At 62.1% G+C, this 24,482-nt stretch carries 23 protein-coding genes; 11 read left to right on the forward strand and 12 right to left on the reverse strand.

Translation table 11 applies throughout. The features are described 5' to 3' along the window. Positions 1–4: 4 nt before the first annotated feature. From AS9A_RS16240 to AS9A_RS16250, 3 genes are all read right to left on the reverse strand, one after another. Entirely contained in the window at positions 5–433 is a 429-nt protein-coding gene (locus tag AS9A_RS16240) for a pyridoxamine 5'-phosphate oxidase family protein (protein WP_013808180.1), read from the reverse strand. Between the two features lie 138 nt (positions 434–571). Beyond that, positions 572–1,651: a redox-regulated ATPase YchF gene (gene ychF, locus AS9A_RS16245; RefSeq protein WP_013808181.1), complete on the reverse strand. Its 1,080-nt coding sequence runs from the start codon at positions 1,649–1,651 to the stop codon at positions 572–574. Positions 1,652–1,740: 89 nt separating this feature from the next. Continuing rightward, entirely contained in the window at positions 1,741–2,181 is a 441-nt protein-coding gene (locus AS9A_RS16250) for a plastocyanin/azurin family copper-binding protein (RefSeq protein WP_013808182.1), read from the reverse strand. 222 nt (positions 2,182–2,403) lie between these two features. Between AS9A_RS16250 and AS9A_RS16255 the strand changes: the two genes are divergently transcribed. Next, positions 2,404–3,678: an AI-2E family transporter gene (locus AS9A_RS16255; RefSeq protein ID WP_013808183.1), complete on the forward strand. Its 1,275-nt coding sequence runs from the start codon at positions 2,404–2,406 to the stop codon at positions 3,676–3,678. On the opposite strand, the gene AS9A_RS16260 is transcribed toward AS9A_RS16255, so the two are convergent. Both AS9A_RS16260 and AS9A_RS16265 read right to left on the reverse strand, forming a co-directional pair. Next, on the reverse strand, positions 3,675–6,695 hold the full coding sequence (locus tag AS9A_RS16260; RefSeq protein ID WP_013808184.1) for an AAA family ATPase: 3,021 nt from the start codon (positions 6,693–6,695) through the stop codon (positions 3,675–3,677). The genes AS9A_RS16255 and AS9A_RS16260 overlap by 4 nt on opposite strands. A 39-nt stretch (positions 6,696–6,734) precedes the next feature. Next, entirely contained in the window at positions 6,735–7,886 is a 1,152-nt protein-coding gene (locus AS9A_RS16265; protein ID WP_013808185.1) for an exonuclease SbcCD subunit D, read from the reverse strand. A gap of 145 nt (positions 7,887–8,031) precedes the next feature. Between AS9A_RS16265 and AS9A_RS16270 the strand changes: the two genes are divergently transcribed. Beyond that, a complete protein-coding gene (locus AS9A_RS16270) occupies positions 8,032–9,219 on the forward strand; it encodes a DNA recombination protein RmuC (protein ID WP_013808186.1) in 1,188 nt (395 codons plus the stop codon). A 23-nt stretch (positions 9,220–9,242) separates the two neighbouring features. Beyond that, positions 9,243–9,833 carry a DUF6542 domain-containing protein gene (locus AS9A_RS16275; RefSeq protein WP_158307378.1) on the forward strand — a complete coding sequence of 197 codons (591 nt, stop codon included), beginning with the start codon at positions 9,243–9,245 and terminating at the stop codon, positions 9,831–9,833. 26 nt (positions 9,834–9,859) lie between these two features. Here AS9A_RS16275 and AS9A_RS16280 read toward each other — a convergent pair whose 3' ends face one another. Continuing rightward, entirely contained in the window at positions 9,860–10,864 is a 1,005-nt protein-coding gene (locus tag AS9A_RS16280) for a 4-hydroxy-3-methylbut-2-enyl diphosphate reductase (protein WP_041451155.1), read from the reverse strand. 90 nt (positions 10,865–10,954) lie between these two features. On the opposite strand from AS9A_RS16280, the gene AS9A_RS16285 reads away from it, so the two are divergent. From AS9A_RS16285 to AS9A_RS16295, 3 genes are read left to right on the forward strand one after another with little or no spacing between them, the layout of a single operon-like run. Then, on the forward strand, positions 10,955–11,563 hold the full coding sequence (locus tag AS9A_RS16285) for a lipid droplet-associated protein (protein ID WP_041452090.1): 609 nt from the start codon (positions 10,955–10,957) through the stop codon (positions 11,561–11,563). Positions 11,564–11,608: 45 nt separating this feature from the next. After that, a complete protein-coding gene (xseA, locus tag AS9A_RS16290; RefSeq protein ID WP_041452091.1) occupies positions 11,609–12,868 on the forward strand; it encodes an exodeoxyribonuclease VII large subunit in 1,260 nt (419 codons plus the stop codon). Continuing rightward, positions 12,865–13,143, forward strand: a complete 279-nt coding sequence (locus AS9A_RS16295) for an exodeoxyribonuclease VII small subunit (protein WP_013808191.1) — start codon at positions 12,865–12,867, stop codon at positions 13,141–13,143. Before xseA ends, AS9A_RS16295 begins: the two co-directional genes overlap by 4 nt. Here the strand turns inward: AS9A_RS16295 and AS9A_RS16300 are convergent. Beyond that, complete coding sequence (locus AS9A_RS16300) at positions 13,140–13,706, reverse strand: DUF4245 domain-containing protein (protein WP_041452092.1); 567 nt, start codon at positions 13,704–13,706, stop codon at positions 13,140–13,142. The genes AS9A_RS16295 and AS9A_RS16300 overlap by 4 nt on opposite strands. Positions 13,707–13,894: 188 nt before the next feature. Here AS9A_RS16300 and glpX point away from each other — a divergent pair, with 188 nt between their 5' ends. From glpX to AS9A_RS16315, 3 genes are all read left to right on the forward strand, one after another. After that, complete coding sequence (gene glpX, locus AS9A_RS16305; protein WP_013808193.1) at positions 13,895–14,953, forward strand: class II fructose-bisphosphatase; 1,059 nt, start codon at positions 13,895–13,897, stop codon at positions 14,951–14,953. Between the two features lie 121 nt (positions 14,954–15,074). Next, the gene (locus tag AS9A_RS16310) at positions 15,075–16,466 is read left to right on the forward strand and encodes a class II fumarate hydratase (protein ID WP_013808194.1); all 1,392 of its coding nucleotides are present in this window, start codon (positions 15,075–15,077) and stop codon (positions 16,464–16,466) included. 146 nt (positions 16,467–16,612) lie between these two features. Further along, positions 16,613–16,867 carry a hypothetical protein gene (locus AS9A_RS16315; protein WP_013808195.1) on the forward strand — a complete coding sequence of 85 codons (255 nt, stop codon included), beginning with the start codon at positions 16,613–16,615 and terminating at the stop codon, positions 16,865–16,867. A gap of 56 nt (positions 16,868–16,923) precedes the next feature. Here the strand turns inward: AS9A_RS16315 and AS9A_RS16320 are convergent, their stop codons facing one another. The 3 genes from AS9A_RS16320 to AS9A_RS16330 form a co-directional block, all read right to left on the reverse strand. Beyond that, a complete protein-coding gene (locus tag AS9A_RS16320; protein ID WP_013808196.1) occupies positions 16,924–18,228 on the reverse strand; it encodes a PhoH family protein in 1,305 nt (434 codons plus the stop codon). A gap of 271 nt (positions 18,229–18,499) precedes the next feature. Further along, complete coding sequence (gene glyA, locus AS9A_RS16325) at positions 18,500–19,801, reverse strand: serine hydroxymethyltransferase (protein ID WP_013808197.1); 1,302 nt, start codon at positions 19,799–19,801, stop codon at positions 18,500–18,502. Positions 19,802–19,941: 140 nt separating this feature from the next. Beyond that, positions 19,942–21,147 carry a DUF885 domain-containing protein gene (locus tag AS9A_RS16330; RefSeq protein WP_013808198.1) on the reverse strand — a complete coding sequence of 402 codons (1,206 nt, stop codon included), beginning with the start codon at positions 21,145–21,147 and terminating at the stop codon, positions 19,942–19,944. 149 nt (positions 21,148–21,296) lie between these two features. Here AS9A_RS16330 and coaA point away from each other — a divergent pair, with 149 nt between their 5' ends. After that, complete coding sequence (coaA, locus tag AS9A_RS16335; protein WP_041451157.1) at positions 21,297–22,220, forward strand: type I pantothenate kinase; 924 nt, start codon at positions 21,297–21,299, stop codon at positions 22,218–22,220. A gap of 5 nt (positions 22,221–22,225) precedes the next feature. Here the strand turns inward: coaA and AS9A_RS16340 are convergent, their stop codons facing one another. Next, a complete protein-coding gene (locus AS9A_RS16340; RefSeq protein ID WP_013808200.1) occupies positions 22,226–22,996 on the reverse strand; it encodes an isoprenyl transferase in 771 nt (256 codons plus the stop codon). A gap of 192 nt (positions 22,997–23,188) precedes the next feature. Here AS9A_RS16340 and trhA point away from each other — a divergent pair, with 192 nt between their 5' ends. Continuing rightward, complete coding sequence (trhA, locus tag AS9A_RS16345; RefSeq protein WP_041451158.1) at positions 23,189–23,857, forward strand: PAQR family membrane homeostasis protein TrhA; 669 nt, start codon at positions 23,189–23,191, stop codon at positions 23,855–23,857. Here trhA and AS9A_RS22845 read toward each other — a convergent pair. Beyond that, a complete protein-coding gene (locus AS9A_RS22845) occupies positions 23,850–24,464 on the reverse strand; it encodes a TetR/AcrR family transcriptional regulator (protein WP_013808202.1) in 615 nt (204 codons plus the stop codon). The two genes, trhA and AS9A_RS22845, sit on opposite strands and share 8 nt — an antisense overlap. Positions 24,465–24,482 lie beyond the last annotated feature (18 nt).

Raw genomic sequence — 24,482 nt, forward strand, 5'->3', positions numbered from 1 at the left:
TGGACTACGCAGGCATGCCCAAATCAGCGGAAAGCCACCGCTCTGGCCGCATCCGGATCCGGACCATCGAGCCCAGGGCACCCTCGAACCACTCCACATACTCCTCGAGCGCAGCACCCGAAAGGTACCGCGCAGCCATCTCCTTGTGCTCCGCGCTACTGACTGGCGACACTCCAGTGACCGGCCCTTCTACCGAAACATATTTCGGCGTCGGCTCCACGCGGTCAACCATGAGCGAGAAACGCCCCGCGGCAATGATCTTCTTGGCCTTCAGGGACTCGGCTTCCGTGTCGATCCAGACCTCACCACCGATCTCATACCCATACCAGATGGGCACGACCATTGGCCCTTGCCCATCTCCACGTGCGACTGCGACTGCTGCGACATGCGGTTCAGCGAGAAAACTCTCGCGTTCCTCTTCGGATAGCGCCATGCGAACCAGCGTAGCGGCGCGTTCGGGAGTGCTGTTGTGCGATTTGGTTTGATTTGACGCGGTATCCGCGTTAAATCAAACCAAATCGTCAGGGTCTTCCCCGGGGTTCCCGAAAGCAACCCACAACCGAGGACTCAACTACACGTTGAACTTGAAGTCGACCACGTCGCCGTCGACCATCACATAGTCTTTGCCCTCGAGGCGGACCTTCCCGGCGGATTTAGCCGCGGCCATGGAACCGGCAGCGACGAGATCCTCGTAGGACACGATTTCAGCTTTGATGAAACCGCGCTCGAAGTCAGTGTGGATGACACCGGCAGCCTTCGGAGCAGTGTCACCTTTATGGATTGTCCACGCGCGGGCTTCTTTGGGGCCGGCCGTGAGGTACGTCTGCAGCCCCAGCGTGTGGAATCCAGCGCGGGCCAGCGAGTACAGGCCAGGCTCTGTCTGCCCAATCGTCTCGAGCAGCTCGAGTGCTGACTCTTCGTCCAGCTCCTGCAGATCGGATTCGACTTTGGCGTCGAGGAAGACCGCGTCAGCAGGCGCAACTGCTGCCCGCAATTCGTTCTTGCGGTCCTCGTCGGTGAGCACGCCTTCATCCGCGTTGAAGACGTACAGGAACGGCTTGGTGGTCAAGAGGTGAAGTTCCCTCAGCATGCCCAGGTCCATGCTGCCCTTTTGTGAGAAGAGCGTCTTGCCACCATCGAGGACTTGCTGCGCTTCCTTCGCGGCTTCAGCCAGCGGACGCTTGTCCTTGTTGTTCTTCGACTCTTTCTCGAGCCTGGGAACCGCTTTCTCCAAAGTCTGCAAGTCAGCGAGGATTAGTTCGGTCTCGATGACCTCGATGTCGGAGAGCGGGTCGACGCGGCCGTCCACATGGACGACATCATCGTCAGTGAAGACGCGCACTACCTGACAGATGGCGTCGGCTTCGCGAATGTTCGCGAGAAACTTGTTGCCGAGCCCAGCTCCCTCGCTCGCGCCTTTCACAATGCCTGCGATGTCGACGAACGACACTGTCGCGGGGAGAATGCGCTGCGAACCGAATATTTCAGCGAGCTTGTCGAGCCGAGGGTCAGGCAATTCCACAACACCCACGTTGGGTTCAATCGTGGCGAACGGGTAGTTCGCGGCGACCACGTCGTTCTTCGTCAGTGCGTTGAACAAGGTGGACTTACCTACGTTGGGCAGGCCGACAATTCCGAGGGTTAGGCTCACGGGTTCCTAAGTCTACGGACTAATGGGCGCGGGTTACCACCCCGGTCCTCCCGCGCGAGTCGCTAACCGGGGTGGCTCTCGTTGTCAGATTATTCTTCGACGACGACCGACCCGGTCATGTTGGGATGAAGGGAGCAAATGTAGTCGTATTCACCTGCTTCAGTGAATGTGTAGGTCCAGGTGTCTTCTGACAGCGTCGGACTCACGAAATCTTCCGGTGCGCCTTCACCACCCGTGACGTCGTGGTCTACGGGCCCGTCAGCGAAAACCCATTCCACCGTGTCGCCGACGCTCACCGTAATGTTCGGTGGATCGAACGCGAAGTTCTCGACGCGTACCGTTGCGGCCACATCCTCGGACTCTTCCGCGCCGGGGTCGTCGGCATCCATCTCTGGATCGTCGGGCATCGCGCCTGGAACATCGAGAACGGTGGTCGTGTCCTCGGCGGTGTCCTCATCTGTGTCGTTTCCACAGCCCACAACCAGGGCACCTGCGAGGACTATCGCGCTGAATCCGGCTAAACGTCGCATTATCCATCACTCTCCTTTGTGCTTCACCACTTCACTGCCTGCCCAAGGATCGAGGGTAGTCACCCGGGTGTCACGACGTGGCAGTTTGCGCAACAGCGAGGCAGAGACGGTGCGCGAATCGGGGCAATGCGGGAGTGCCACATAGATCACATTTCCACGCACCTGCCGGACTCGAATGCGACTATCTCTTGTGGTCTTCACACCTATCGACGGAGCGGCACTGTGACCGAACAATTCAAGCCGGACGACAATCGCAGCACCATTGACAGCCGGGTCGGGCAGTCCACCGCGAAAACCGCCGTGGATCGCGGAACGCTGATCGGGCGTGGCGGCGCTTGGCTCGCCACATGGAGCCTCCGCCTGATTCTGATCGCCGCGGCTGTGTGGATCCTCGGTTGGGTCGTCGGCGAGTTCTGGGTGATTATCCTCCCGGTTTCCCTGGCGATCATTGTTTCGACGGTGTTGTGGCCCGTCACCCGTCAACTGCGTGATTGGCGAGTACCCGCTTCGCTTGCTGCTTTGGTCACAATCGTGGTGGCACTCGGGGGGTTCGTCGGCGTCATCGCACTCATCGTGCCGTCGGTGGTTGCGCAGGTACCCGAACTGGCAAACCAGGCCACGCAAGGTATCCGGACGGTCCAGGACTGGCTGCAGGGGCCTCCCCTCAACATTCGCGAGGAACAGTTTCCGGAATTCACCAATGCGATTGTCACGCGGATTCAGGAAAGCTCGACGGCCATCGCTTCCGGGGTGTTCACCGGTGTCAGCGCGGCAACGTCCGTGATCATCACACTGGCGCTGACGGCTGTCTTGACGTTTTTCTTCATCAAGGACGGGCCACGCTTCTTGCCGTGGCTGAACCGGTCGACCGGCTCTCCCGGTGCACGCCATGTTGAGGAGGTTCTGCGCCGTCAGTGGCGGACTCTCAGCGGATTCATCCGCACGCAGGCGATAGTCAGCTTTGTGGACGCGCTGTTCATCGGAATTGGGCTCGTTGTGCTGGGTGTGCCCCTGGCGGGAGCGCTAGCGGTGATCACGTTCATCGCGGGATTTGTGCCCATTGTGGGTGCGTTTGTCGCGGGTGCGCTGGCAGTTCTCGTCGCCTTGGTAGCGAACGGTCCCACCACGGCCCTCGTCCTGCTTGGAATCATCATTCTGGTGCAGCAACTCGAGAGCAACGTGCTACAACCGGTGCTCCAAAGCAAGAGTATGAATTTGCACCCTGTGGTGGTGCTGCTGTCGGTGACAGCGGGCGGCACCTTGTTCGGTGTTATCGGCGCGTTCCTGGCGGTGCCAGTCGCCGCTGTGGTCGCAGTTGCGGTGCGCTACATCGATGAAGTCATCAGCGAGCGTTGCGGTGAGGCCCCAGGGTCAGTGGCTATTGACCAGACGGGCGACGGGGACGCCTCCGTCGGAAGCCGACAGGAGCCGGATACTGGGGCCGAAGGGGGCCTGCCTGACGGCGTTCCAAGTACGGTCGCAGCACCAAAGCTCTAACCGACTGGTGCTTCGGGGAGCGCAGTGACGGACGAGCGCACGTGAGAACCAGTTCGAGTCTTCACGACATGGAGGCGGCAGGGGATGCGCTGGCGCATCTCATCGACATGGCTGACGATGCCGACGACTCGGCCGCCTGCGCGGAGTTCGTCGAGAACGCCCATCACCGCGTCAAGTGTGTCGCTATCGAGTGTGCCGAAGCCTTCGTCGATGAAGAGGGTGTCGAGCATCATGCCGCCCGCTTCGGAAGTCACCACATCGGCCAGTCCCAGTGCCAGCGACAATGACGCCATGAAGGTTTCGCCGCCGGACAGTGTCTTCGCTGACCGAACGACCCCGGTGTAGTCATCTCGGATGTCGAGGCCGAGTCCGCCCCTAAGGCCTCGTGGACCTGCTGCGTCTGAATGAATGAACTCGTACCTGCCGCCTGACATGATGCGTAGCCGCGCCGATGCCGCTACCGCAACTTCCTCAAGGCGAGCCGCCAGCACGTAGGACCGCAGCGACATTCGGCGCGTGTTCTGGCCTCGGCCTGCAATGACCTCAGACAACAGCGATAGTTGCGCGTACCGTTCCTCCGCTGGGCCCAGGTCCTCGAGAGCAGACTCGAGATCGCCTGCGAGCGAGATAACTCCGTCATTCGCCCGCTGAGCTTGCGCATGTTCCCGGACTGCCGACTCGAGCGCAGCGCGCGCTTCGGCGACATCGGTCTCCGCGGCCTCGACGTTGGCGGTCGGCTGATTGGCAGCATCTCTGACTAGTGGGTCGTCAAGGACCGCTTGGGCACGCACTTTGCGATCCCGGGCGTCCTCGAGGGCGGCTTCCGTGTCAGCTATCCACGGCACCGTTCGCACGGCGTTCCGCGCGTCCGTGAGCGACTGGAAGCCCGCCTCCCTCGCTAGGCTCTGCAGATAAGCATGGTGTTCCTCAGTGCGGAGCACCGCAGCTGCTGCTTTGCCCCGTGTCCCATGTAGGTGCGAGGCTGCTCGCGCAAGAGCGTCGAGCCGTGCCTTCCTCGAAACGACATCGGTGTCTTCCCCGCGTGCCGCGTCGAGGGTCGCCCGCAACTCCGCTAGCTGGGTGGTAAGCCCGTCGACCCGCTCCTCAAGTCCAGCCCGCTTCGACGACAGTTCGGAGATTCGTTCCTCAAGTGCGCGCGCACGGCCGAGCAGTTTCTCACGTGCAGATCGGAGCCCGCCAAGTTGACCGACGCATCGCTGAGCTTCGGCCAGCGAAGCCGTGGCCTCAGTCAACTCTGCGTCGATGTCCCGCAAGGAGCGACCGCCGGATTCACCGCCGAGCAATTCTGCGCGTTTCTCAAGGTCAGCGACCGCTACTCTCGCGGCCTCGAAAGCGTCTGCAGCGAGTTGCTCGGAATCGACTGCCCTCTGCTCGTCTTCTTGCGTGACGGCAGTCGGTGCGAACGGAGCGGGCTTCGGATGGATCTCCGACCCGCATACCGCGCACGGTTCACCAGCTTCCAGGCGATTCGCAAGTTCCCCTGCCATCCCGGCAATTCTGAGCTCGCGAAGCGCAACGAGACGCTCCCGGCTCTCAAGGTGATTCGATCGAGCGCGGATGAGCGCGTCCTGCGCATCGATGAGTGCTTCGCTCACACCGGGGAGTTCATGAGCCGCCGAACGAGTCTTCTTCAGTTGATGAATGCCGGTACGGAGACCCTCAATCCGCGCCTCGGCCGCAACGGCTTCGTCGATGTCCTGGTCGAGCCGACCTTTTTTGGCTGGTATTCCGTCGAGTTCAGTCACCAGCTGAGTGCGCTCATCGTCGATTGTTGCCAACGCTTCGTCGAGACGCGAGATGTCCCTCTCGAGGCGGTCGGCCTCGTCAGCGCGCTCGCAGAGCTTCGTCAGCCCACCGCTTTCCTCGGTCCAGGAAGTGACTGCCTCCTGCAGGTTCGTGTCGTCGCACGCTTGCGCTGGCCAGGAGAGTGCTTCAGCGACGGCGGCGCCACCGTTCAGTACTGTGAGTTCGTCTACGGCAAGTTTCATTTCGAGCACAGCATCATCGGCAGCCTGCTGGAACCGCATCAGATCTCTGTCCGCTGTCTCGAAAGGTTTAGCCCGCCGCGCTCGATGCAGTTCGGTCGCGAGATCACGACGAAGGGCCTCACCCGCGGTGAGCTTGCTCAGTGCGGATTCGGCATCGCGGAATCTCAGTTGACGTTCCGCGTGGACGCGGACACCATCGAGTCGGTGCTGCGCCTGGTCAAAAGCGGTTGCGGTCTGATCGAGACTAGCCGCCGCCGTCTTGACACGCTGGCAGAGAAAATCTCTCAGCTGTTCGATCCAGTCGCGCGGATTCCCATCCGGCTCGTCTTCAATGCCAGCGGCGTGAGTGATCTTTCCCAGAACGACGTCCACACACTGACGCGCACGGTCGAGACGCGCCTCAGCTTCCTTCCGGCGATCGGCGAACCAAGCCTCCACGGAGCCGAAACGTTTCGTTTCGAAGAGGCTTTCAAGTAGCTTCTCCCGCTCTTCATTCGACGCCCGGAGGAACTTGGCGAACTCACCCTGGGGTAGGAGAACAACCTGGAAGAACTGATCCTTGGACATTCCAAGGAGGTCACGGACCGTATCCGCGATCTCTTCGATCCGCGCCAGATTCTCACCGCGCCCCGGGGTCCCATCCGGTTCCAGCCAGGTGAGCACCGCCTTCGCCTTCTCCTTTACGGACCCATCACCCCGCTTCTTGGGGCGGTCATATTCGGGGTTTCTGACGATGCGGAACCGTCGGCCTTTGACGCTAGCCTCAAGGGTGACTCTCGGTATCGCGCCTTCGCGTGCGTGATCTGAGAGAAACCGCTTACTTTCAGTGCGTGCCCCTGGAACCGCCCCGTAGAGGGCGAAAGCTATCGCGTCGAGGATTGTCGTCTTGCCGGCCCCGGTCTGGCCGTGCAGCAGGAACAAGCCGTCGGCCCCCACCGAATCGAAGTCAATGGTCTCGACATCGGCAAAAGGCCCAAAAGCCTCGATGCGCAGCGTATGCAGCCTCACTCGTCCCCCATCCTCCTTAGATGTCTCACCACCACCCCGTCACGCACTCGCGCGCCGCTCGCGCGAGTCCCCCGCCGCCAACGCTTGTTCAACCAGTCGAAGGTGTTCCTCATCGGGGTCGGTCCACGCGTCTTCGAAGAACCTTCGGGCAATATCTAGGTCACTTTGACCTCGCAGACGCTCCGCATACCGCAGCGCGACACGCTCTGTGGGCCGCTCCCACCTAAGGTGGACAGCGTGCGGAAAGCGTTCCTGGAGCTTGCGCATCGCATCCACGGGACGGACTGGGTCTGTGAGTATCGCCGAAACGTAGTCATCCAGACAATTGGCGTACACCTCGCTGCTGAGCAGTTCGTCCAGCGGCCCAGTAATCTCGCTCAGCCCTCGCACTACGGGCAAGTCAACCTTTTCGATCGACTCCACACCAGCATCGTTGAGCTCGATGATCCACACCGACTTCCGGTGGTCACGCTCACCAAATGAATACGGGAGCGGGCTACCCGAATACCTAGTCGTTTCGTTCACGACCTGCGGGGTGTGCAGGTGCCCGAGCGCCACGTAGTCGACTCCACCAAAAATTGAAGCGGGAACAGTTTCCACACCACCGACCGTTATTGGGCGCTCGGATTCTGATGCAACCGCCCCAACGACGAACGCATGAGCGAGAACCACGCTACGCAAACCAGATTGCCGTCTCTCCACATCGGCGCGCACACGATCCATCGCGGCCGACAAGACATCCTGGTGCGAGCGGGCCTCGAAAACACCCAACTCGGCCTTCACTGCTTCCGGCTCCAAGTAGGGCAGCCCGTAAAAAGCTACGTCGCCATGCGCATCCGCCAAAACAACGGGCGCATCCACCTCGGCGACCGTCGTTTTGAGGTACAGACCACCCGCACCCGAAAATGCGGCACCGGCGCCCAGCCGCGGGGCGGAATCGTGATTGCCCGGGGTGGCGATGATCATCGCACCAGCAGCGTGAAGCTTCTCGAACGCGTCGTTACACAACTTGACTGCATCAGCGCTAGGCACCGCGCGGTCGTAGACATCGCCCGAGATGAGCACGACGTCGATTTCACGGTCAGCTGTGATCTTGGCCATTGCATCGAGGACGGCGCACTGGTCCTCAAGCAGGTCAACGCCATGGAATGTCCGGCCGATGTGCCAGTCCGACGTGTGCAAGATCTTCATGCCGCGAACCGTAGAGCATCCCACTGACAGTTTCTGGTACCTGCTGCTCAGACACGCGAACGCGGCCCCAGCGTCCCAGGTATCTCGCGCCCCTATTCTGCGCGCCCCGCAAAAATTGTCAGAGCTTTCGTGCACTATCACGCCCATGAACTTGCTCAGTTTCCTTGCCGTGCTTACTGCTTTGTGCCTTGGCTGCCTCCTAGGCTGGCTGCTGCATGCCGCACGAGATGGTGCGCGCGCAGCATCGGCGGAGGCGCAGCTGCGCGCAATGCACGATTCAGAGCGGCTCCTTCGGGAAGCGCTCACCGCCGCGAACGAGGACTCGGCGCGTCGTCACTCCGGCGCTCTCAATGAACAGGTTTCCAACGTCGTGACGCCGTTGCGTGAAGCAGTAGGCACGCTGGCCGAACAAGTTCGGCAGGTTGAACGCAGCCGGATCAGTGCGTACTCCGGACTTATGGAGCAGGTGGCGGGTATGAGTAGGACGTCGCAAGCACTTTCGGCACAGACGGGGCAGCTGGTGCAGGCGCTGCGGGCGCCGCAAGTGCGCGGACGATGGGGCGAACTCCAGCTCGAGCGCGTCGTTGAGCTCGCCGGTATGCGCGAGCATTGTGACTTCACAACACAGGCGCACACTACGCACGACGGCAATGACGGAGTGCGGGCCGTACGACCCGACCTTCTCGTCCATTTGGCAGGCGGCAAGAATGTCGTGGTTGACGCAAAGGTTCCGTTCGCTGCCTTCCTCGACGCGACCGAGGCACAGTCCGATGAAGCCCGTGCGGGTCACCTGAAGCGTCACGCAAGTCAACTCCGCGCACATGTCGATCAGCTCTCGGCAAAAGCGTATTGGACAGCTTTCTCGCCGTCTCCCGAGTTTGTCGTGCTCTTCGTTCCAGGGGATCCCTTCCTCGACGCTGCGCTGGGCGCTGACTCAGAACTGCTCGAGTACGCATTCTCCCGCAATGTTGTGCTCGCCACCCCGACGAGTCTGATTGCACTGCTACGAACGGTCGCCCATACGTGGCGGCAGGAGGCGCTGTCCCGGGACGCCGCGAAAATCCACACGCTCGGTGCCGAGTTGTACAACCGGCTAGGTGTGCTCGCGAATCACATGGACCGCCTTGGTGGGCAACTGGGCAAGAGCGTCGAATCATTCAATTCAACCGTGGCCTCCATGGAGTCCCGCGTACTGGTGACGGCACGCAAGCTTCATGAGCTTCCGGCATTTGACACCGAGCCTCCGACCGTTGACACGGTCGATCTCTGGCCTCGAGGTATCGCGCACACTGAGATTTACGCGACTCGAAGCCGTGAGAGTGAGGCCAGCTAACGATATGCCGGTATGGTGCGGTTGTGCCTGATCGACGATCCACTTCCCTGGGAGTCCCAACAGAGCTGCGGTCAGCATCGGCCAGCCGCGTAGGCGTGGCTTGGTGGATGGCCATCGTGATCGCTCTGGGCCTTTCGGCTGTCGGCTTCGCAATTGATGCAATGCGGGGCGACGAGTTGACGCTGGTATTCAGCGTCTTCTATTTCGCGGGATGCGTCGCGGCCGTGCTGGCGGTTCAGCAACGAGCTCTGTTCACAGCCATCGTGCAGCCGCCGCTCATACTCTTCGTCGGTGTGCCGCTCGCCTATCAGCTGCTGGTGCCCGAAAGCCCTGGTGGGCTGCGGACACGCATCATTGATCTCGTGCTGCCTCTGGTGACACGCTTTCCGCTCATGCTTCTCACTGCCGCCGTCGTCCTCGTCATCGGTGGTATACGGCTGTTCCTCAGCAACAAGCGATCCGCTCCGGCCCGTTCGCAGCGTCCACGGCGTGCAGCCACTACGCCTCGCCGGTCGGATGGCCCTGCTGCGACGCAACCCGGACGTCAGCCTGTGAGTTCCACCGAAATGCGTACTCCTCGAACTAGCCCACAAGACTCTGACCCAATGCGCTGACTGCCGCGTTTCAGATCACACCGCGGTTAGGGGCGCCGACTTGGGCGCAATTCGCGCGGCAACGCGAAGACGAGAGTCTCGTTCGCTGTAGTCACGGTCTGCACCGTGCCGAAGCCCTCTCCTGAGAGGAACTGGAGCACTCCGTCCACCAGAATCTCGGGGACCGATGCACCAGAAGTGACGCCGACAGTCTCCACACCCTCGAGCCACGCTGGATTGATCTCCTTCGCGTAATCCACCAGGTAGCTCGTGCGCGCACCTGCATCGAGCGCAACCTCGACGAGACGCAGGGAGTTGGAGGAGTTCCGGGACCCGACCACGATCACGAGATCGCATTCCGGTGCCATCGCTTTGACGGCGACCTGGCGGTTCTGCGTGGCGTAGCAGATGTCGTCGCTAGGCGGGTCCTGGAGCCCCGGGAAACGCTTCCGTAAACGCTCGACGGTTTCCATGGTCTCGTCCACGCTCAGCGTCGTCTGCGAGAGCCAGACAACGCGAGATTCATCGCGAACCTCAACTTTGTCGACCGAGTCGGGTCCGTCAACGAGCTGAACATGTGAGGGCGCTTCCCCTGCGGTGCCTTCTACCTCTTCGTGACCCTCATGACCGATGAGGAGGATGTCGAAATCGTCACGTGCGAAGCGCTTTGCTTCCTGATGCACCTTGGTCACCAGTGGACAGGTGGCATCGATGGTGCGCAGTTCCCGTGTTCCCGCCGCCTCGTGCACGGCGGGCGAGACGCCATGCGCGGAGAATACGACGAGGGCGCCTTCGGGCACCTCATCGACTTCCTCCACGAACACCGCACCCCGCTCGGAGAGGGTTTCCACCACATGCCGGTTGTGCACAATCTCTTTGCGGACGTAAACGGGAGCGCCATGCTTTTCCAGCGCACGCTCTACGGTTTCGACGGCCCGGTCAACTCCTGCGCAGTAGCCGCGGGGCTCTGCGAGGAGCACCCGCTTGCCCTGCGGTTTGGACACCGCTGAGTTCACCGCACCTGGAATTCCCATGTTTACAGCCGAAGACATGCCTCCAGAGTACGGGTCGCGCCAACCCAAACGCGACACGACGGGAAGGATCTGCTAGAGATGTACGTCAAATTAAGGCAGGCTGGAGACATGTTTCGCCCACCTTTCGCCGCACGGGTGATGGCCGGTCTCGCCGTCACGCTTGTCGAGGAAACACGCCGACTCCCTACCACTGCCGCGACGCTGCCGATGACGGCGGTCAGTCAGGTACTGCAGACCTCCATGCGGGTCCAGCAGAGGATGACCGAGCTCGCCATCAAGGGGGATGAGGCGCTGGCATGGCTTTACCCGCCGGAAGACCAGCCTGAGTGGGTCGTATACGACGAGGAACCCGTCGCGACAACCGAGCGCTCTGACGAGCGCAAGGCAGTAGCTGCTGGGAGCAGCCGTTCAACTGTGCAGGGGCGATTCGCTCTGTATTCGGCCCCGGTGACAGCCTCAAATGGTTCCGACGTCGAGACCGAATCCATCACAGACGCCGAATCGTCCGAAAGCGCGGCTGACGACGCAACCTCCGGTGTCCCGGCGGTAGCGGAACGCATCGACTACGGAACACTCACCCTTGCTCAGCTTCGTGCGCGCCTACGGCAATTGTCGATCGATGATCTGACTGCGCTGCTGCGCTATGAAGAAAGCCAGTTCGGCCGTGCCCCTTTCCAGACGATGCTGAGCAACCGGATCACGACGGTGTCGAAGTGACCCGTGGGCTCTGCTGAGGTCACCAGAGGGTCTGCACAGAAGCCTGTGGGGCCTGCGCCCGCCGGCAGCTCTCCGGAAACTCCGTGGCCGGTTCGCGTCGTCTCCTCGAAGATCACCCAATGGATCGACCGGCTTGGAGCAGTGTGGGTAGAGGGGCAGATCACACAAATCTCACGTCGTCCCGGGACGAGAACTGCGTTTCTCGTCCTACGTGATCCCTCGGCGGACATCTCATTGCCCGTGACGTGTTCGCCGAATCTGCTGACGGATTCGCCGGTGGAGCTGACCGAGGGGACACGGGTGGTCGTCCTCGGAAAGCCGGCCTTCTTTCCCGGCCGCGGATCGTTCTCCCTGCGAGTGACGGAAATCCGTCCGGTTGGTTTGGGGGAACTGCTCGCCCGGATCGAACGTCTGAAGGCGCTTTTGCGGGCCGAGGGCCTGTTCGATGACCGTCTCAAGCGCACGCTGCCCTATTTGCCGCGGTGTATCGGCCTCGTCACTGGTCGCGCGAGCGCTGCGGAGCGCGATGTCATGTCTGTCACCCAGCGCCGCTGGCCGGATGTCCAATTCAAAGTGCGCAACACCGCCGTTCAGGGTCCGGGTGCTGCGGCGCAGGTGATTATCGCTTTGCGTGCACTCGACGCAGACCCCGAGGTCGATGTCATTGTCATCGCCCGCGGCGGTGGCAGTGTGGAAGACCTGCTGCCGTTTTCCGATGAGGCGCTGTGCCGCGAAATCGTTGCCGCGGTCACGCCAATTGTGAGCGCGATTGGTCATGAACCCGACAACCCATTGTGCGACTACGTCGCTGATATTCGGGCGGCAACACCAACTGACGCCGCAAAGCGGGTGGTCCCCGATGTAGTAGCTGAGCTGGCGCTTCTCCGTGAGCTTCGCGGCCGCTCGACGACGGCACTGCGAACGTGGGTGACTCGGGAAGAGCGTCTGTTAGGTCAGCTTCGAACGCGTCCGGTGCTCGCGGACCCTGGCCGGGCGATCACAGACCGCGCAGCGGAGGTTGAGCGGCTGCGGTCGATCGCGCGGCGCGACGTCGACCGACTGCTTGTCGCGGCCCAGTCTGAGGTGTCGCATGTGCGGGCACGTTTATCCGCGCTCGGGCCGACCGCAACCCTGGCCCGCGGCTACGCGGTTGTACAGTCGATCAGCCGTGACGGCGAGCTCCACGTCGTGTCGACGGTGGACAACGCACCTGCGGGGACGGAACTGCGCATCCGCGTGAACGACGGTGTTTTCTGGGCCACCGCGGGCGAACGTGAGCAGCCGAAAGAAGGGGACGACGAATGACTGGGACGGAGAGCGCAGGCCCTCCTGGAGTCGATGGCCGCGCCGACGTATCTGCACTGGGTTATGAGCAGGCGCGCGATGAACTCGTAGAGGTGGTTCGCAACCTCGAACGAGGCGGGCTCGATCTCGACACATCGATCGCGCTGTGGGAACGCGGCGAAGCCCTCGCCGACCGTTGCGAAGAACACCTCGCGGGCGCACGGCAGCGCATCGAGACAGCGATCGCACGGCACAGCGGTGACGAGAACCGTGATCCGAGCGATTCCGTGGACTAGCTGAGGGGCTCGGCTTCCAGGATTTTGCTGGCCATGTCAGTGAATTGGGCGCGTGTGGCGCTGCCTGTCATACCGATGCGCACATCGCCGAGATCAGTCACCCAAATTGGCTCACCATTCGCAGCACGGTAAATCCGCCAGTCAGTCCCGCCGACAGCGTCTGAGCCCTCGGGCGCGGCCGGGTCGCCGGTGTGATAGCCGACGAGCTCCTCCTCGCTCATATCGGCCTGGCTGTACCGGAGATACAGGCTGTCGTCCGTTACATATCCAACCCACGTGACAATGCCCGGTCCGCCGTCCTCTGACTCGCCGCGCATCCCGGAGTTCGCCGTCCACTCGTCGCTCACGTCCGGTACCCGGATCGGGAAGTCGACGACCGTGGCGTCGTATTCGAGTGCGAGTTCGGCGTTGAACTGTGGTGGCGGGCCAGGTTCAGGGCCGCCCGGGTTGAACGAGCACTGACCGGCTACCGCGGCAAGGAGCAGGATGATCACGACCAGCGGGAGCATCGTGAAGAGCATGTCCCGGTTGTCTTGGAGGATCCTGGGTTTGTCGGCTGGCACGCGCACCAGTATGACAAAAAATTGGCGTACGCCCGATCTGCGGCCTATCGCGAACACCGATATGGGGAATTCGAGTGACCGGGTCGACATCTGTGGCCCGCTCTCTGCCACAATTACCTGAGCAGTTCGTGACGCCATCGGAGCCGTTCACATCAATCGGCACCACACCACGAGGAGGCATCTCGTCCATGACGACGATTTCCGGCGATCCCGGGACCCAGGCAGATTCCAAACGAGACAAGCCGGACCGGAACCTGGCTCTCGAACTAGTGCGCGTCACTGAAGCTGGAGCGATGGCAGCCGGCCGCTGGGTCGGTCGTGGCGCGAAAGAAGATGGTGACGGCGCCGCAGTTGATGCGATGCGTCAACTTGTCAGCACCGTGTCGATGCGCGGCACCGTCGTAATCGGCGAAGGCGAAAAGGACGAAGCGCCGATGCTGTACAACGGCGAGGTCGTCGGCAACGGTCTAGGACCGGAGGCGGACGTCGCCGTAGACCCCATTGACGGAACAACTCTGATGGCCAAAGGCCTGCCGAATGCGATTTCTGTCCTCGCGGTCTCGGAGCGGGGCTCGATGTTCGACCCCTCGGCCGTTTTCTATATGAACAAGATCGCCGCAGGCCCTGACGCCGCCGATGCTGTTGACATCACCGCACCCGTTAAGGCGAACATCCAGCGTGTCGCCAAAGCGCATAAGTCAAGTGTCGGCGATGTCGTTGTGTGTGTGCTCGACCGCCCGCGCCACACTCAGCTCATCCAGGAAATCCGCGATGCGGGCGCACGGTGTCGGCTGATCTCTGACGGCGACGTAGCGGGCGCCATCGCGACCGCCCGCCCCGATTCCGGCACCGACCTGCTGATGGGCGTCGGTGGCACGCCTGAGGGAATCATCGCCGCAGCTGCCATGCGGTGCATGGGTGGCGTCCTTCAGGGGCAACTCGCACCGAAAGATGATGAGGAACGGCAAAGGGCGGTCGACCGCGGCTATGACCTCGACCGCATTCTCACCACCGATGAATTGGTCGCAGGCGACAACGTGTTCTTCGTCGCGACGGGTATCACCGACGGCGACTTGCTCCGCGGTGTCCGTTTCCGTGCTGGCGGGGCGACGACACAGTCAATCGTCATGCGGTCAAAGTCCGGAACTGTCCGCATGATCGAGGCGTATCACCGGCTCACAAAGCTGCGTGAGTTCTCGAGCATCGATTTTCAGGGCGACGGAACAGCGTTCCCGCCGCTCCCCTGACCAACCTAAATTCCGCTGTCGCAGTTGCTGGCATCCGGTCGCGCACCTTCGCGCTCGTGCAAGCTATTAGGGTTTCGGCGGAAGCACATTGAGACGAGCGACAAGAACTCTCGGAGGAACCGTGGCTGAACAGCAGTACCGCATCGAACACGACACCATGGGTGAAGTGCGGGTACCCGTCGATGCTCTCTGGCGCGCGCAAACGCAGCGCGCCGTCGAGAACTTCCCGATCAGCGGGCGTCCACTCGAGCGGACGCAGATCCGCGCGATGGGCCTGCTGAAAGCGGCGTGCGCCCAGGTCAACAAGGACCTCGGTCTGCTCCCCGCCGAGCAGGCGGATGCCATTGTTGCGGCGGCCTACGAGATCGCCGAAGGCAAGCATGACGACCAGTTCCCGATCGATGTCTTCCAGACAGGCTCCGGGACGAGTTCGAACATGAACAGCAACGAGGTCATCGCGTCCATCGCCGCGAAGAACGGCGTGACTGTCCACCCGAACGACCACGTCAACATGTCGCAATCGTCGAACGACACGTTCCCCACCGCGACCCATCTCGCGGCCACAGAGTCGGCCGTCACCACGTTGATCCCCGCACTCGAATACCTGCACACGGCACTCGCCGACAAGGCTGCGGAGTGGAAGAACGTCGTCAAGTCGGGCCGCACACATTTGATGGATGCCGTGCCCGTGACTCTCGGACAGGAATTTGGCGGGTACGCGCGTCAGATCGAGGCAGGCATCGAGCGGGTCAAGGCGACGCTTCCTCGTCTCGGCGAACTCCCCATTGGTGGTACCGCGGTGGGCAGCGGCCTGAACGCGCCGGAGGGGTTCGGTGGCAAGGTAGTCGAGGAGCTCAAGAAGACCACGGGACTTGAGGACCTTCGAGAGTCACTCGACCACTTCGAGGCTCAGGCGGCGCGCGACGGTCTCGTCGAAGCGTCCGGTGCTTTGAAGACGATCGCGGTTTCACTGACCAAAATTGCCAACGACATTCGGTGGATGGGCTCGGGACCACTCACGGGTCTCGGTGAACTCCAATTGCCAGATCTTCAGCCTGGCTCATCAATCATGCCCGGTAAGGTGAATCCTGTTCTGCCAGAGGCTGTCACGCAGGTCGCTGCGCAAGTTATCGGTAACGACGCTGCGGTCACCTGGGGTGGCGGTAACGGTGCCTTCGAACTCAACGTCTACATTCCGATGATGGCGCGCAACGTCCTCGAATCGTTCACGTTGCTTGCCAACGTTTCCCGCTTGTTCGCAGACAAGTGCATCATCGGTCTTGTTGCGAACGCCGACCGTCTGCGGGAACTCGCGGAATCGTCACCATCGATCGTGACGCCTCTCAACAGCGCGATCGGCTATGAAGAGGCTGCGGCCGTGGCGAAGGAAGCGCTCAAGGAGAAGAAGACGATCCGCCAGACCGTGCTTGATCGCGGCTATGTTCCAGAGAAGCTTTCCGAGGAAGAACTCGACAAGCGCCTCGATGTGCTCGCGATGGCGAAGGTGAAGTAGCCTCCAACCTTCTTGGGGCAGAAGAAGATATCACCTCCGTTGCAGGTTGGTTGAGAAAGGGAACTCACTCTCTGCTTCGTGTTACGAATGGCTAGGCTTGCAGAACCCAGGACTGCAGCTCACGTGACTACGGAACGGAGTAACGGGTGAACTTTCTCGACGACCTAATTGGTGCTATCGGTGGCGGAGGTGATCTGCTCGAAATGATCCCCGGGGGCAGCGAGCTCTTCGGCCAGATCTTCGGTGAGCTTTCGACCAGCCTGCTTGATTCGCTGCTCACGACGTTCTCGGAATCGGGAAGCCTTGAGCAGCTAGACACCCTGTCATTCGGCGAGCCTCCGGAAGACGTGCCTGACGTCGATCCGGAAGTCCAGGATCCTGAAACTAACGGCGGCGACTGACGTGAGTGCCGTGCCCCAGGAGAATTAGCCATCCTGGGGCACGGCCGCTTAACCCCCTACTGCTCCAGCATCTCAGTTACCAGCGCGGCAACCGGTGATCTTTCACTGCGTGTCAGCGTGATGTGAGCAAAAAGTGGGTGGCCTTTGAGCTTCTCGATGACCGCAGCTACGCCGTCGAAGCGGCCTACACGCAGGTTGTCGCGCTGCGCGACGTCGTGGGTGAGGACAACGCGTGAACCCGTGCCGAGGCGGGAAAGCACAGTCAGCAGCACGTTCCGTTCCAGTGACTGTGCCTCGTCGACGATCACGAAGGAGTCGTGGAAGCTCCGACCGCGAATGTGCGTGAGAGGAAGCACCTCGAGCATGCCGCGCGACAGGACTTCGTCCACGACGTTCTGGCTTGCCAGGCCCTCAAGCGTGTCGAACACAGCCTGCGCCCATGGGCCCATTTTCTCGTTCTCAGACCCTGGCAGATAGCCGAGTTCCTGCCCGCCCACCGCGTACAGCGGCCGGAAGACGACCACTTTGCGATGGTTACCGCGTTCAAGTACCGACTCGAGCCCAGCACACAACGCGAGAGCCGACTTGCCGGTGCCCGCGCGGCCACCGAGCGATACGATTCCGATGGTTTCGTCGAGCAGCAGGTCAAGCGCGACGCGCTGCTCCGCGGAACGCCCGTGCAGCCCGAACGCTTCCCGGTCACCGCGAACAAGTTGCACTTGCTTATCAGCGGTGACGCGACCGAGGGCACTCGACGTGGGCGAGAGCAACCGGACACCCGTGTGGCAGGGCAGTTCGCGTGCCGCTTCGACGTCGGCCACCCCGTCGGTGAAGAGGTCGTCGATAAGGCTGCGCTCGACGTCGAACTCTGTCATGCCGGTCCAGCCGGAAATCACGACATCGTGCGCGTGGTACTCGTCGGCACTCAGCCCGACCGCCCCGGCTTTCACCCGCAGCGGAATGTCTTTGCTGACGAGGACCACGTCCTCGCCATCTGAAGCCAGATTGAGCGCGCACGCGAGGATTCGCGAGTCGTTCGAGTCTGTCCGGAAACCTGCGGGAAGAACAGCCGGATCAGTGTGGTTGAGTTCCACTCTGACGGTGCCGCCGCTGTCGCCGACGGGCACGGGGCTGTCGAGGCGCCCGTACTGGGTTCGCAGATCCTCCAGGAATCGAAGGGACTCGCGTGCGAACCATCCCAGTTCGGGGTGGTGGCGTTTCGCTTCGAGTTCGCCGATGACCACGAGGGGCAATACCACCTTGTGCTCATCGAAACGAAGGAGCGCGCGAGGATCGGACAGCAGGACTGATGTGTCCAGGACATATGTGCGGGCAGAACGCGCGGAATCGCTCACGGTCACGTGTGCTCCTCGGCCCACCAGGCACCCCAGCGAGCGTCTCTCGAGCGGCCGGTCCGTCCTTCGCGGGTGTTGTTACATCCCGCGAGGGCCGGGTGCCGGCCCCCTCGCGCTGAAAACCACAGTCACGATAGAACCTCCCGGGCAAGCAAGGAACCTGCCTGCATTTGCGACGCTACAGGCCACATTGTGCATCTTGCGGTAGGCGCGTGTGAACTTCGCGTGAACCGTTGCTGCCGTGTGTGTGGAGACCAGATTGCCCAGGACGAGCGGCTCAGCCCAGCAGCCGCCAATCCTCAAGTCCCTCGTACAACGGGAAGTCGCGTGCGAGCGCCGAGACTTCGTCGCGCAGCGTGGAGATCTCGCGCGCACCGGTGAGCGCGGCGGCGATGATGTCAGCGACCTTCTCAAACTCACTGTCACCGAATCCGCGCGTCGCGAGAGCGGCGGTACCGATGCGCAGCCCGGAGGTCACCATCGGCGGACGCGGGTCGAACGGCACAGCGTTGCGGTTGACGGTGATTCCAGCCTCATGGAGCAAGTCTTCAGCCTGCTTGCCATCAAGTTCGGAGTCACGCAGATCGACGAGCACCAGGTGTACGTCGGTACCGCCGGTGAGAACCGTGACACCTTTGCCTGCGACATCGGTGCTGGTAAGCCGGTCAGCGATGATCTTCGCACCGGACAGCGTGCGCTGCTGGCGGTCGCGGAACTCATCAGTCCCAGCAATCTTGAGAGCAACGGCCTTGGCCGCGATGGCGTGCATGAGCGGGCCACCCTGCTGACCGGGGAAGACGGCAGAGTTGATCGGCTTTGCCCATTCCTGCTTGCCGATGATCAGGCCGGAGCGAGGGCCGCCGAGCGTTTTGTGCACTGTCGTTGAGACAACATCTGCGTGCGGCACGGGTGAGGGGTGCAGCCCCGCCGCAACTAGACCGGCGAAATGCGCCATATCCACCCAAAGATGGGCACCCACTTCGTCCGCAATGGCGCGGAACGCCGCGAAGTCCTGCTGACGGGGGTATGCCGACCAGCCCGCGACGATGACCTTCGGTCGAAACTCGAGTGCCTTAGCGCGTACAGCATCCATGTCGATGCGGAAGGTCTGCGGGTCAACTCCGTAGAAGCCGACTTCGTAGAGCTTCCCGGAGAAATTAAGTCGCATGCCGTGGGTCAAATGGCCACCGTGCGCGAGGTCAAGTCCGAGCAGACGCTCTCCGGGCTTCATCATCGCGTGCAGCACCGCCGCATTGGCCTGCGCACCTGCGTGTGGCTGCACATTCGCGAAATCCGCGCCGAACAGCGACTTGGCGCGGTCGCGGGCCAAGTTCTCGACGACGTCGACGTGCTCACAGCCGCCGTAATAGCGGCGGCCCGGGTAACCCTCGGCGTACTTGTTGGTCAGCACTGATCCCTGAGCTTGCAGAACAGCGCGAGGCACGAAGTTCTCAGAGGCGATCATCTCGAGGGTTTCGCGCTGCCGGGCAAGCTCGCCTGCCATTGCCGCCGCAACATCAGGGTCGAGCTCCGCAAGCGGTGCGGTGAAACTCGAAGCGGCAACGGATGCAGCAGTCATCAGCCAATCTCCCGATAGTCGGTTTTAGTCTGTCCCTCACCCCGTCAAGCCCTGAAAGACTGCACCAGTGTACTTGGGTGAAACCTGCAGGTGGAAATGGCCGGAGCGGCTGCGCCAACGACGGCCCTCACCAGGGGCCATCAGCGTAGCTGGGAGGGAATGAGGGGTTCATCGAGCAGGCGACGGAATCGTTGCTCCTGGGTCACGCCGTCCGGACCCTGACCGAGCCACGTGCTAAGCAACCGATACCCCTCGACGTAGGTGCTGATGTATGCCCGCCAAAGTGGGGACGTCAGAAAACGCAGCGTCTGCCGTGCTCGCTGTGGCGTGATGAGCGACCATCGCTGCAGGAAGCGGGCGACGTCGTCGTGGCTGCGGTGCTGGTCGTGCAGCATGATTGCGGCATCCTGACGTACTCCCAGCAGGCCTGCTGCCGCAGCCGAAATGCGTTCAGCGAGTTCACCGTCGAATCGCAGCCCGAGGTCCGCGAAGATCTCCTGGGCCCACAGTCCCCAGACGGGGCCGACTGCGGCCTTCAGTGCGAGATCGGCGAGCCCCTCCGCCATCAGGCACTGTGGCGTGTTCACCAGGAAGATCGTCTGCTCGTGCTCGCCTTGAGCAACGATGCCGACTTCCTTGTGACAGTGCTCTGTGTGGTGGCCTGGGTACGCTTCGTGCGCGATCAGGTGCGGCAGTCCTGACATGTGCTGCTTGAGGTCGGCGTTGATCGCTACGCGCGACCTGAAGTCGCCGAGGTAGTAATTGAACCCGGACCACGGTTTGTCGGTCACGATCTCGAATTCGATCCGCTCCTGTGCGGGCAGGCCGAACCGAGTGCGGACACGATCGCGCAGCGCGCTAGCGAATGCGTCGACGCACTCATTGAGCCGCTCGGGCGGGATCTCTTCGGTTGCGCGGTGCGCACGCATCCGCTCGGCGAGATCTCCAGATCCCGGAAGCACTTCGTGGAGAGCGCGGTGCGCCGCACGGTAGGTGTCCTCATCTCCGAGTCCGATGCGGACGTCAAAGTAGTCCGCGACCTCGTCGAGAAAGCCGACGTCGTCACCCGCGAATTTGCGGGCCGAGCATTCCAGCGCCCGCAAGTGCACATCCAGGAAGGCGGTTCGCTCTGGGCCCAGGCCGCTCCCTTCGAGTTCGCCACGCAGCCGACGGGCCTGGGCTGCAAGCTCGGCCGGTTGCGGTGGCGGTTCGCTCGCAACGACTCGGCGCAAGGCTGGGTCGCCAGTGTAGGCGTCGACGAACCCCTCTTCGAGGCGATCGAATCTCAAACCCAGCAGCAGATAGTCACGCACCACCGGAAGCATGGCTGGTGTAGGAGAATCCATGCCAACCGACCTTAGTCGCAACAGGACCAGTGCCCTGAGGTTAGGATCCTTTGCGGAACGTTCGTCAGCGGCACAGGGGGTTTGATCATAAGTCCGATCAGTGGTTCCGGCTTCGACGGTTGCGCGGCCTCCGCTTCTTCTGCGGCGCGATGAGCGAGCCCAGTCCGTATGTCGCGCTTGAGCGCGATCAGTGGCGCGCGCTGCGCAAGTCGCAGCCTATGGTGCTGACGGAGAATGAACTGCGTGGCCTGCGTGGCCTCGGCGAGCAAATCGACCTTGCCGAAGTCGAGGAGGTGTACTTGCCGCTTTCGCGGCTCATTCACCTTCAGGTGGCTGCCCGGCAGCGACTATTCGCCGCGACCGCGACATTTCTCGGCGAGGCACACCCCGATCAGCAGGTCCCGTTCGTCATCGGTGTCGCGGGCAGCGTGGCGGTAGGCAAGTCAACCACCGCTCGTGTACTGCAGGCGTTGCTCGCACGGTGGGAACGCCATCCGCGGGTGGATCTCGTCACCACAGATGGATTTCTGTATCCGTCCCGCGAACTCAACCGTCTTGGCATCATGCACCGCAAGGGATTTCCCGAAAGCTATGACCGGCGTGCGCTGTTGCGCTTCGTTACTGAGGTGAAGTCGGGAAATCCGGAGGTATCCGCACCGGTGTATTCCCACCACTTGTATGACATCGTCGCGGGCGCGCGGCACGTGGTGCGTCAGCCTGACATTCTGATCATCGAGGGTCTCAACGTGTTACAGACGGGACCGACGTTGATGGTGTCGGATCTCTTCGACTTCTCGGTCTACGTGGACGCTCGGATCGAGGACATCGAACACTGGTACGTCCAGCGGTTCCTGACGCTTCGTAAGACCGCGTTCGCTGATCCGCGGTCACACTTCCACCACTACGCGAGCCTCAACGATGACCAGGCTCGAATTCAGGCAAAAGAAATCTGGGACACGATCAACAGGCCCAACCTCGTAGAGAACATCCTTCCGACCCGTCCGCGCGCGACGCTGGTGCTGCGCAAGGACAGCAGCCACCGCGTTAACCGGATCCGGCTGCGGAAGCTCTAATCCAGTTAGACCCCGAAACGTCGGTGGCGAGCGCCGTAGTCGCGCAGCGCCCGGAGGAAGTCGACGCGGCGGAACTCAGGCCAGTATGCCTCGGTGAACCAGATTTCCGAGTAGGCACTCTGCCAGAGCAAGAAGCCGGAAAGGCGCTGCTCCCCTGATGTTCGTATGACGAGGTCGGGGTCTGGTTGCCCGGATGTGTAGAGGTGCTCAGCGATACCTTCGACGCTGATCGATTCGATGAGTTCGTCGCCGGTGCGGCCCTCGGCGAGTCGGCGCCGTATCAGCGCACGCACGGCGTCGGAGATTTCCTGGCGGCCCCCATAGCCGACCGCGACGTTCACGTGGGTGCCGGATCTCCCTTGGGTGCGTTCGGCGGCCTCGGTGAGCCGTGTCGCCGCGGATTCCGGGAGAAGCTCCATTGCGCCAACTATCTGGACGCTCCAGTTTTTGTCGGGACCGGAGATTTCCTCCACAACGTCAGTGATTATCTCGAGCAGGGCGGCTAGTTCGTCTGGGTCTCGGCCGAGGTTCTCAGTCGACAGCAAGTAGATCGTTGCGTGCTCCACACCCGCCTCATCGCACCACTGAAGCATTTCGGCGATCTTGCGCGCCCCCATGCGGTACCCGTGGCTGACGTCGGTAAAGCCAGCAGCGCGGGCCCAGCGCCGGTTCCCATCGCACAGCACTGCGATGTGTTTGGGGCGCTGCATGCCCTCGAGCCGGTGCAGCAGCCGTTGCTCGTACAGCCGGTACACAGGGTTGGGCGGGATTTTCACGGAGCCATCACCATCACCATCTCCACGCCATGGGAGCCTACGCTTAACTAGCACCTCCTGGCTGCGAGTCACACGAAGGCAAGCAGAAGAGCACAATGTGTACCGGGCCACATTGCAGGTTACTGGTGCGTAACCTACGCTACCGTAGGTAGCAGTCGGCGACTGCCGCAGGAGAGAAAGAGAGGTGTCCTTTTGACCGCGATCACAGAGGCACTGTTTCCGGTAAAACCCCGGATGCGCGGCTGGATTCACCTTTACGCATTTGCCATCTCTGTCGTCACAGGCACCACCCTGGTCGCCGTGGTCGGCGCGCTCACCACGCCGCGGGCACTGATCGCCACCGCGATCTACAGCGCCACCGTGTGCGGGGTATTTGGCGTAAGCGCCCTCTACCATCGGGTCCACTGGAAGTCTGCTCGCGCGCGCATGTGGATGAAGCGGGCCGACCATTCGATGATCTTCCTCTTCATTGCCGGCAGCTATACACCGTTCGGCATGCTCGCACTCAGCCCTGAAACGGGCAGGACCGTGCTCGCTATCGTATGGGCGGGCGCCTTCGCGGGTGTGGCACTGAAAATGCTGTGGCCCACCTCCCCATCCTGGCTCGGCGTGCCCCTCTACATTCTTCTCGGCTGGGTCGTCGCGTTCGTCATCCCAGATCTTGTAGCGAACGCGGGAATGGCGCCGCTGATCCTGCTCGCCGTGGGTGGTGTGCTCTACAGCGCCGGAGCTATTCTTTACGCCACGAAATGGCCGAACCCGTGGCCCACGACATTTGGGCACCACGAGTTCTTCCATGCCGCAACTGTCATCGCAGCCATCTGCCACTACATCGCGGTCTGGCTGGTCGCTTTCAGCTGACCTGCGCCACGATCGCGCGGGTAGCCAGTTCCATCGCCTCGTCGAGCACATCGGCGAGGCGATCGCTGTATCCGGACTCAGCCCAGTGATAGAGAGCCGCAGTGAGGCACGACAGTAGCGTCGCCGCAGCCACCCGGGCATGAAGTGAGCCCGGTTCTTCATTGAGGTGCGGGGCGATGAGCTGGCGCAGCGCAACCTCGAATTGATGCTGCTCGCGCAGCATCACCGCGTGAATATCCGCCTCTCCCAGCATGTACCGCATACGGCGGGCGACATTGTCGGACTCGTCGTCGGGCCAGGCCCGCATGATTGCACCGATGCCCTCCCGCAGCCGCGCGAGAACGGCACCAATTCCGCCGCCGCCTTCGGTCATCAGGCCGAAAAGCTGCGGGTCGTACTCATCCCACAGCACGAGCCGTTCCTTCGTCCCGAAGTAGCGGTAGACAGAGCTCGGTGACACGCCAGCTTCGTCGGCGATCCGATCAATGGTGACGTTGCCGTAGCCATCGCGATCAAAGAGGTCCAGCGCCACCTGCTGAATCGTGTGCATCGCCGCGAGCTTCTTGCGCTCCCTGAGCCCCGCTCCGCGACCATCTGCCTGCGACATGACGTCATACTAGCGAAT

The sequence above is a fragment of the Hoyosella subflava DQS3-9A1 genome (assembly GCF_000214175.1).
In the GTDB taxonomy this organism is placed as follows: domain Bacteria; phylum Actinomycetota; class Actinomycetes; order Mycobacteriales; family Mycobacteriaceae; genus Hoyosella; species Hoyosella subflava.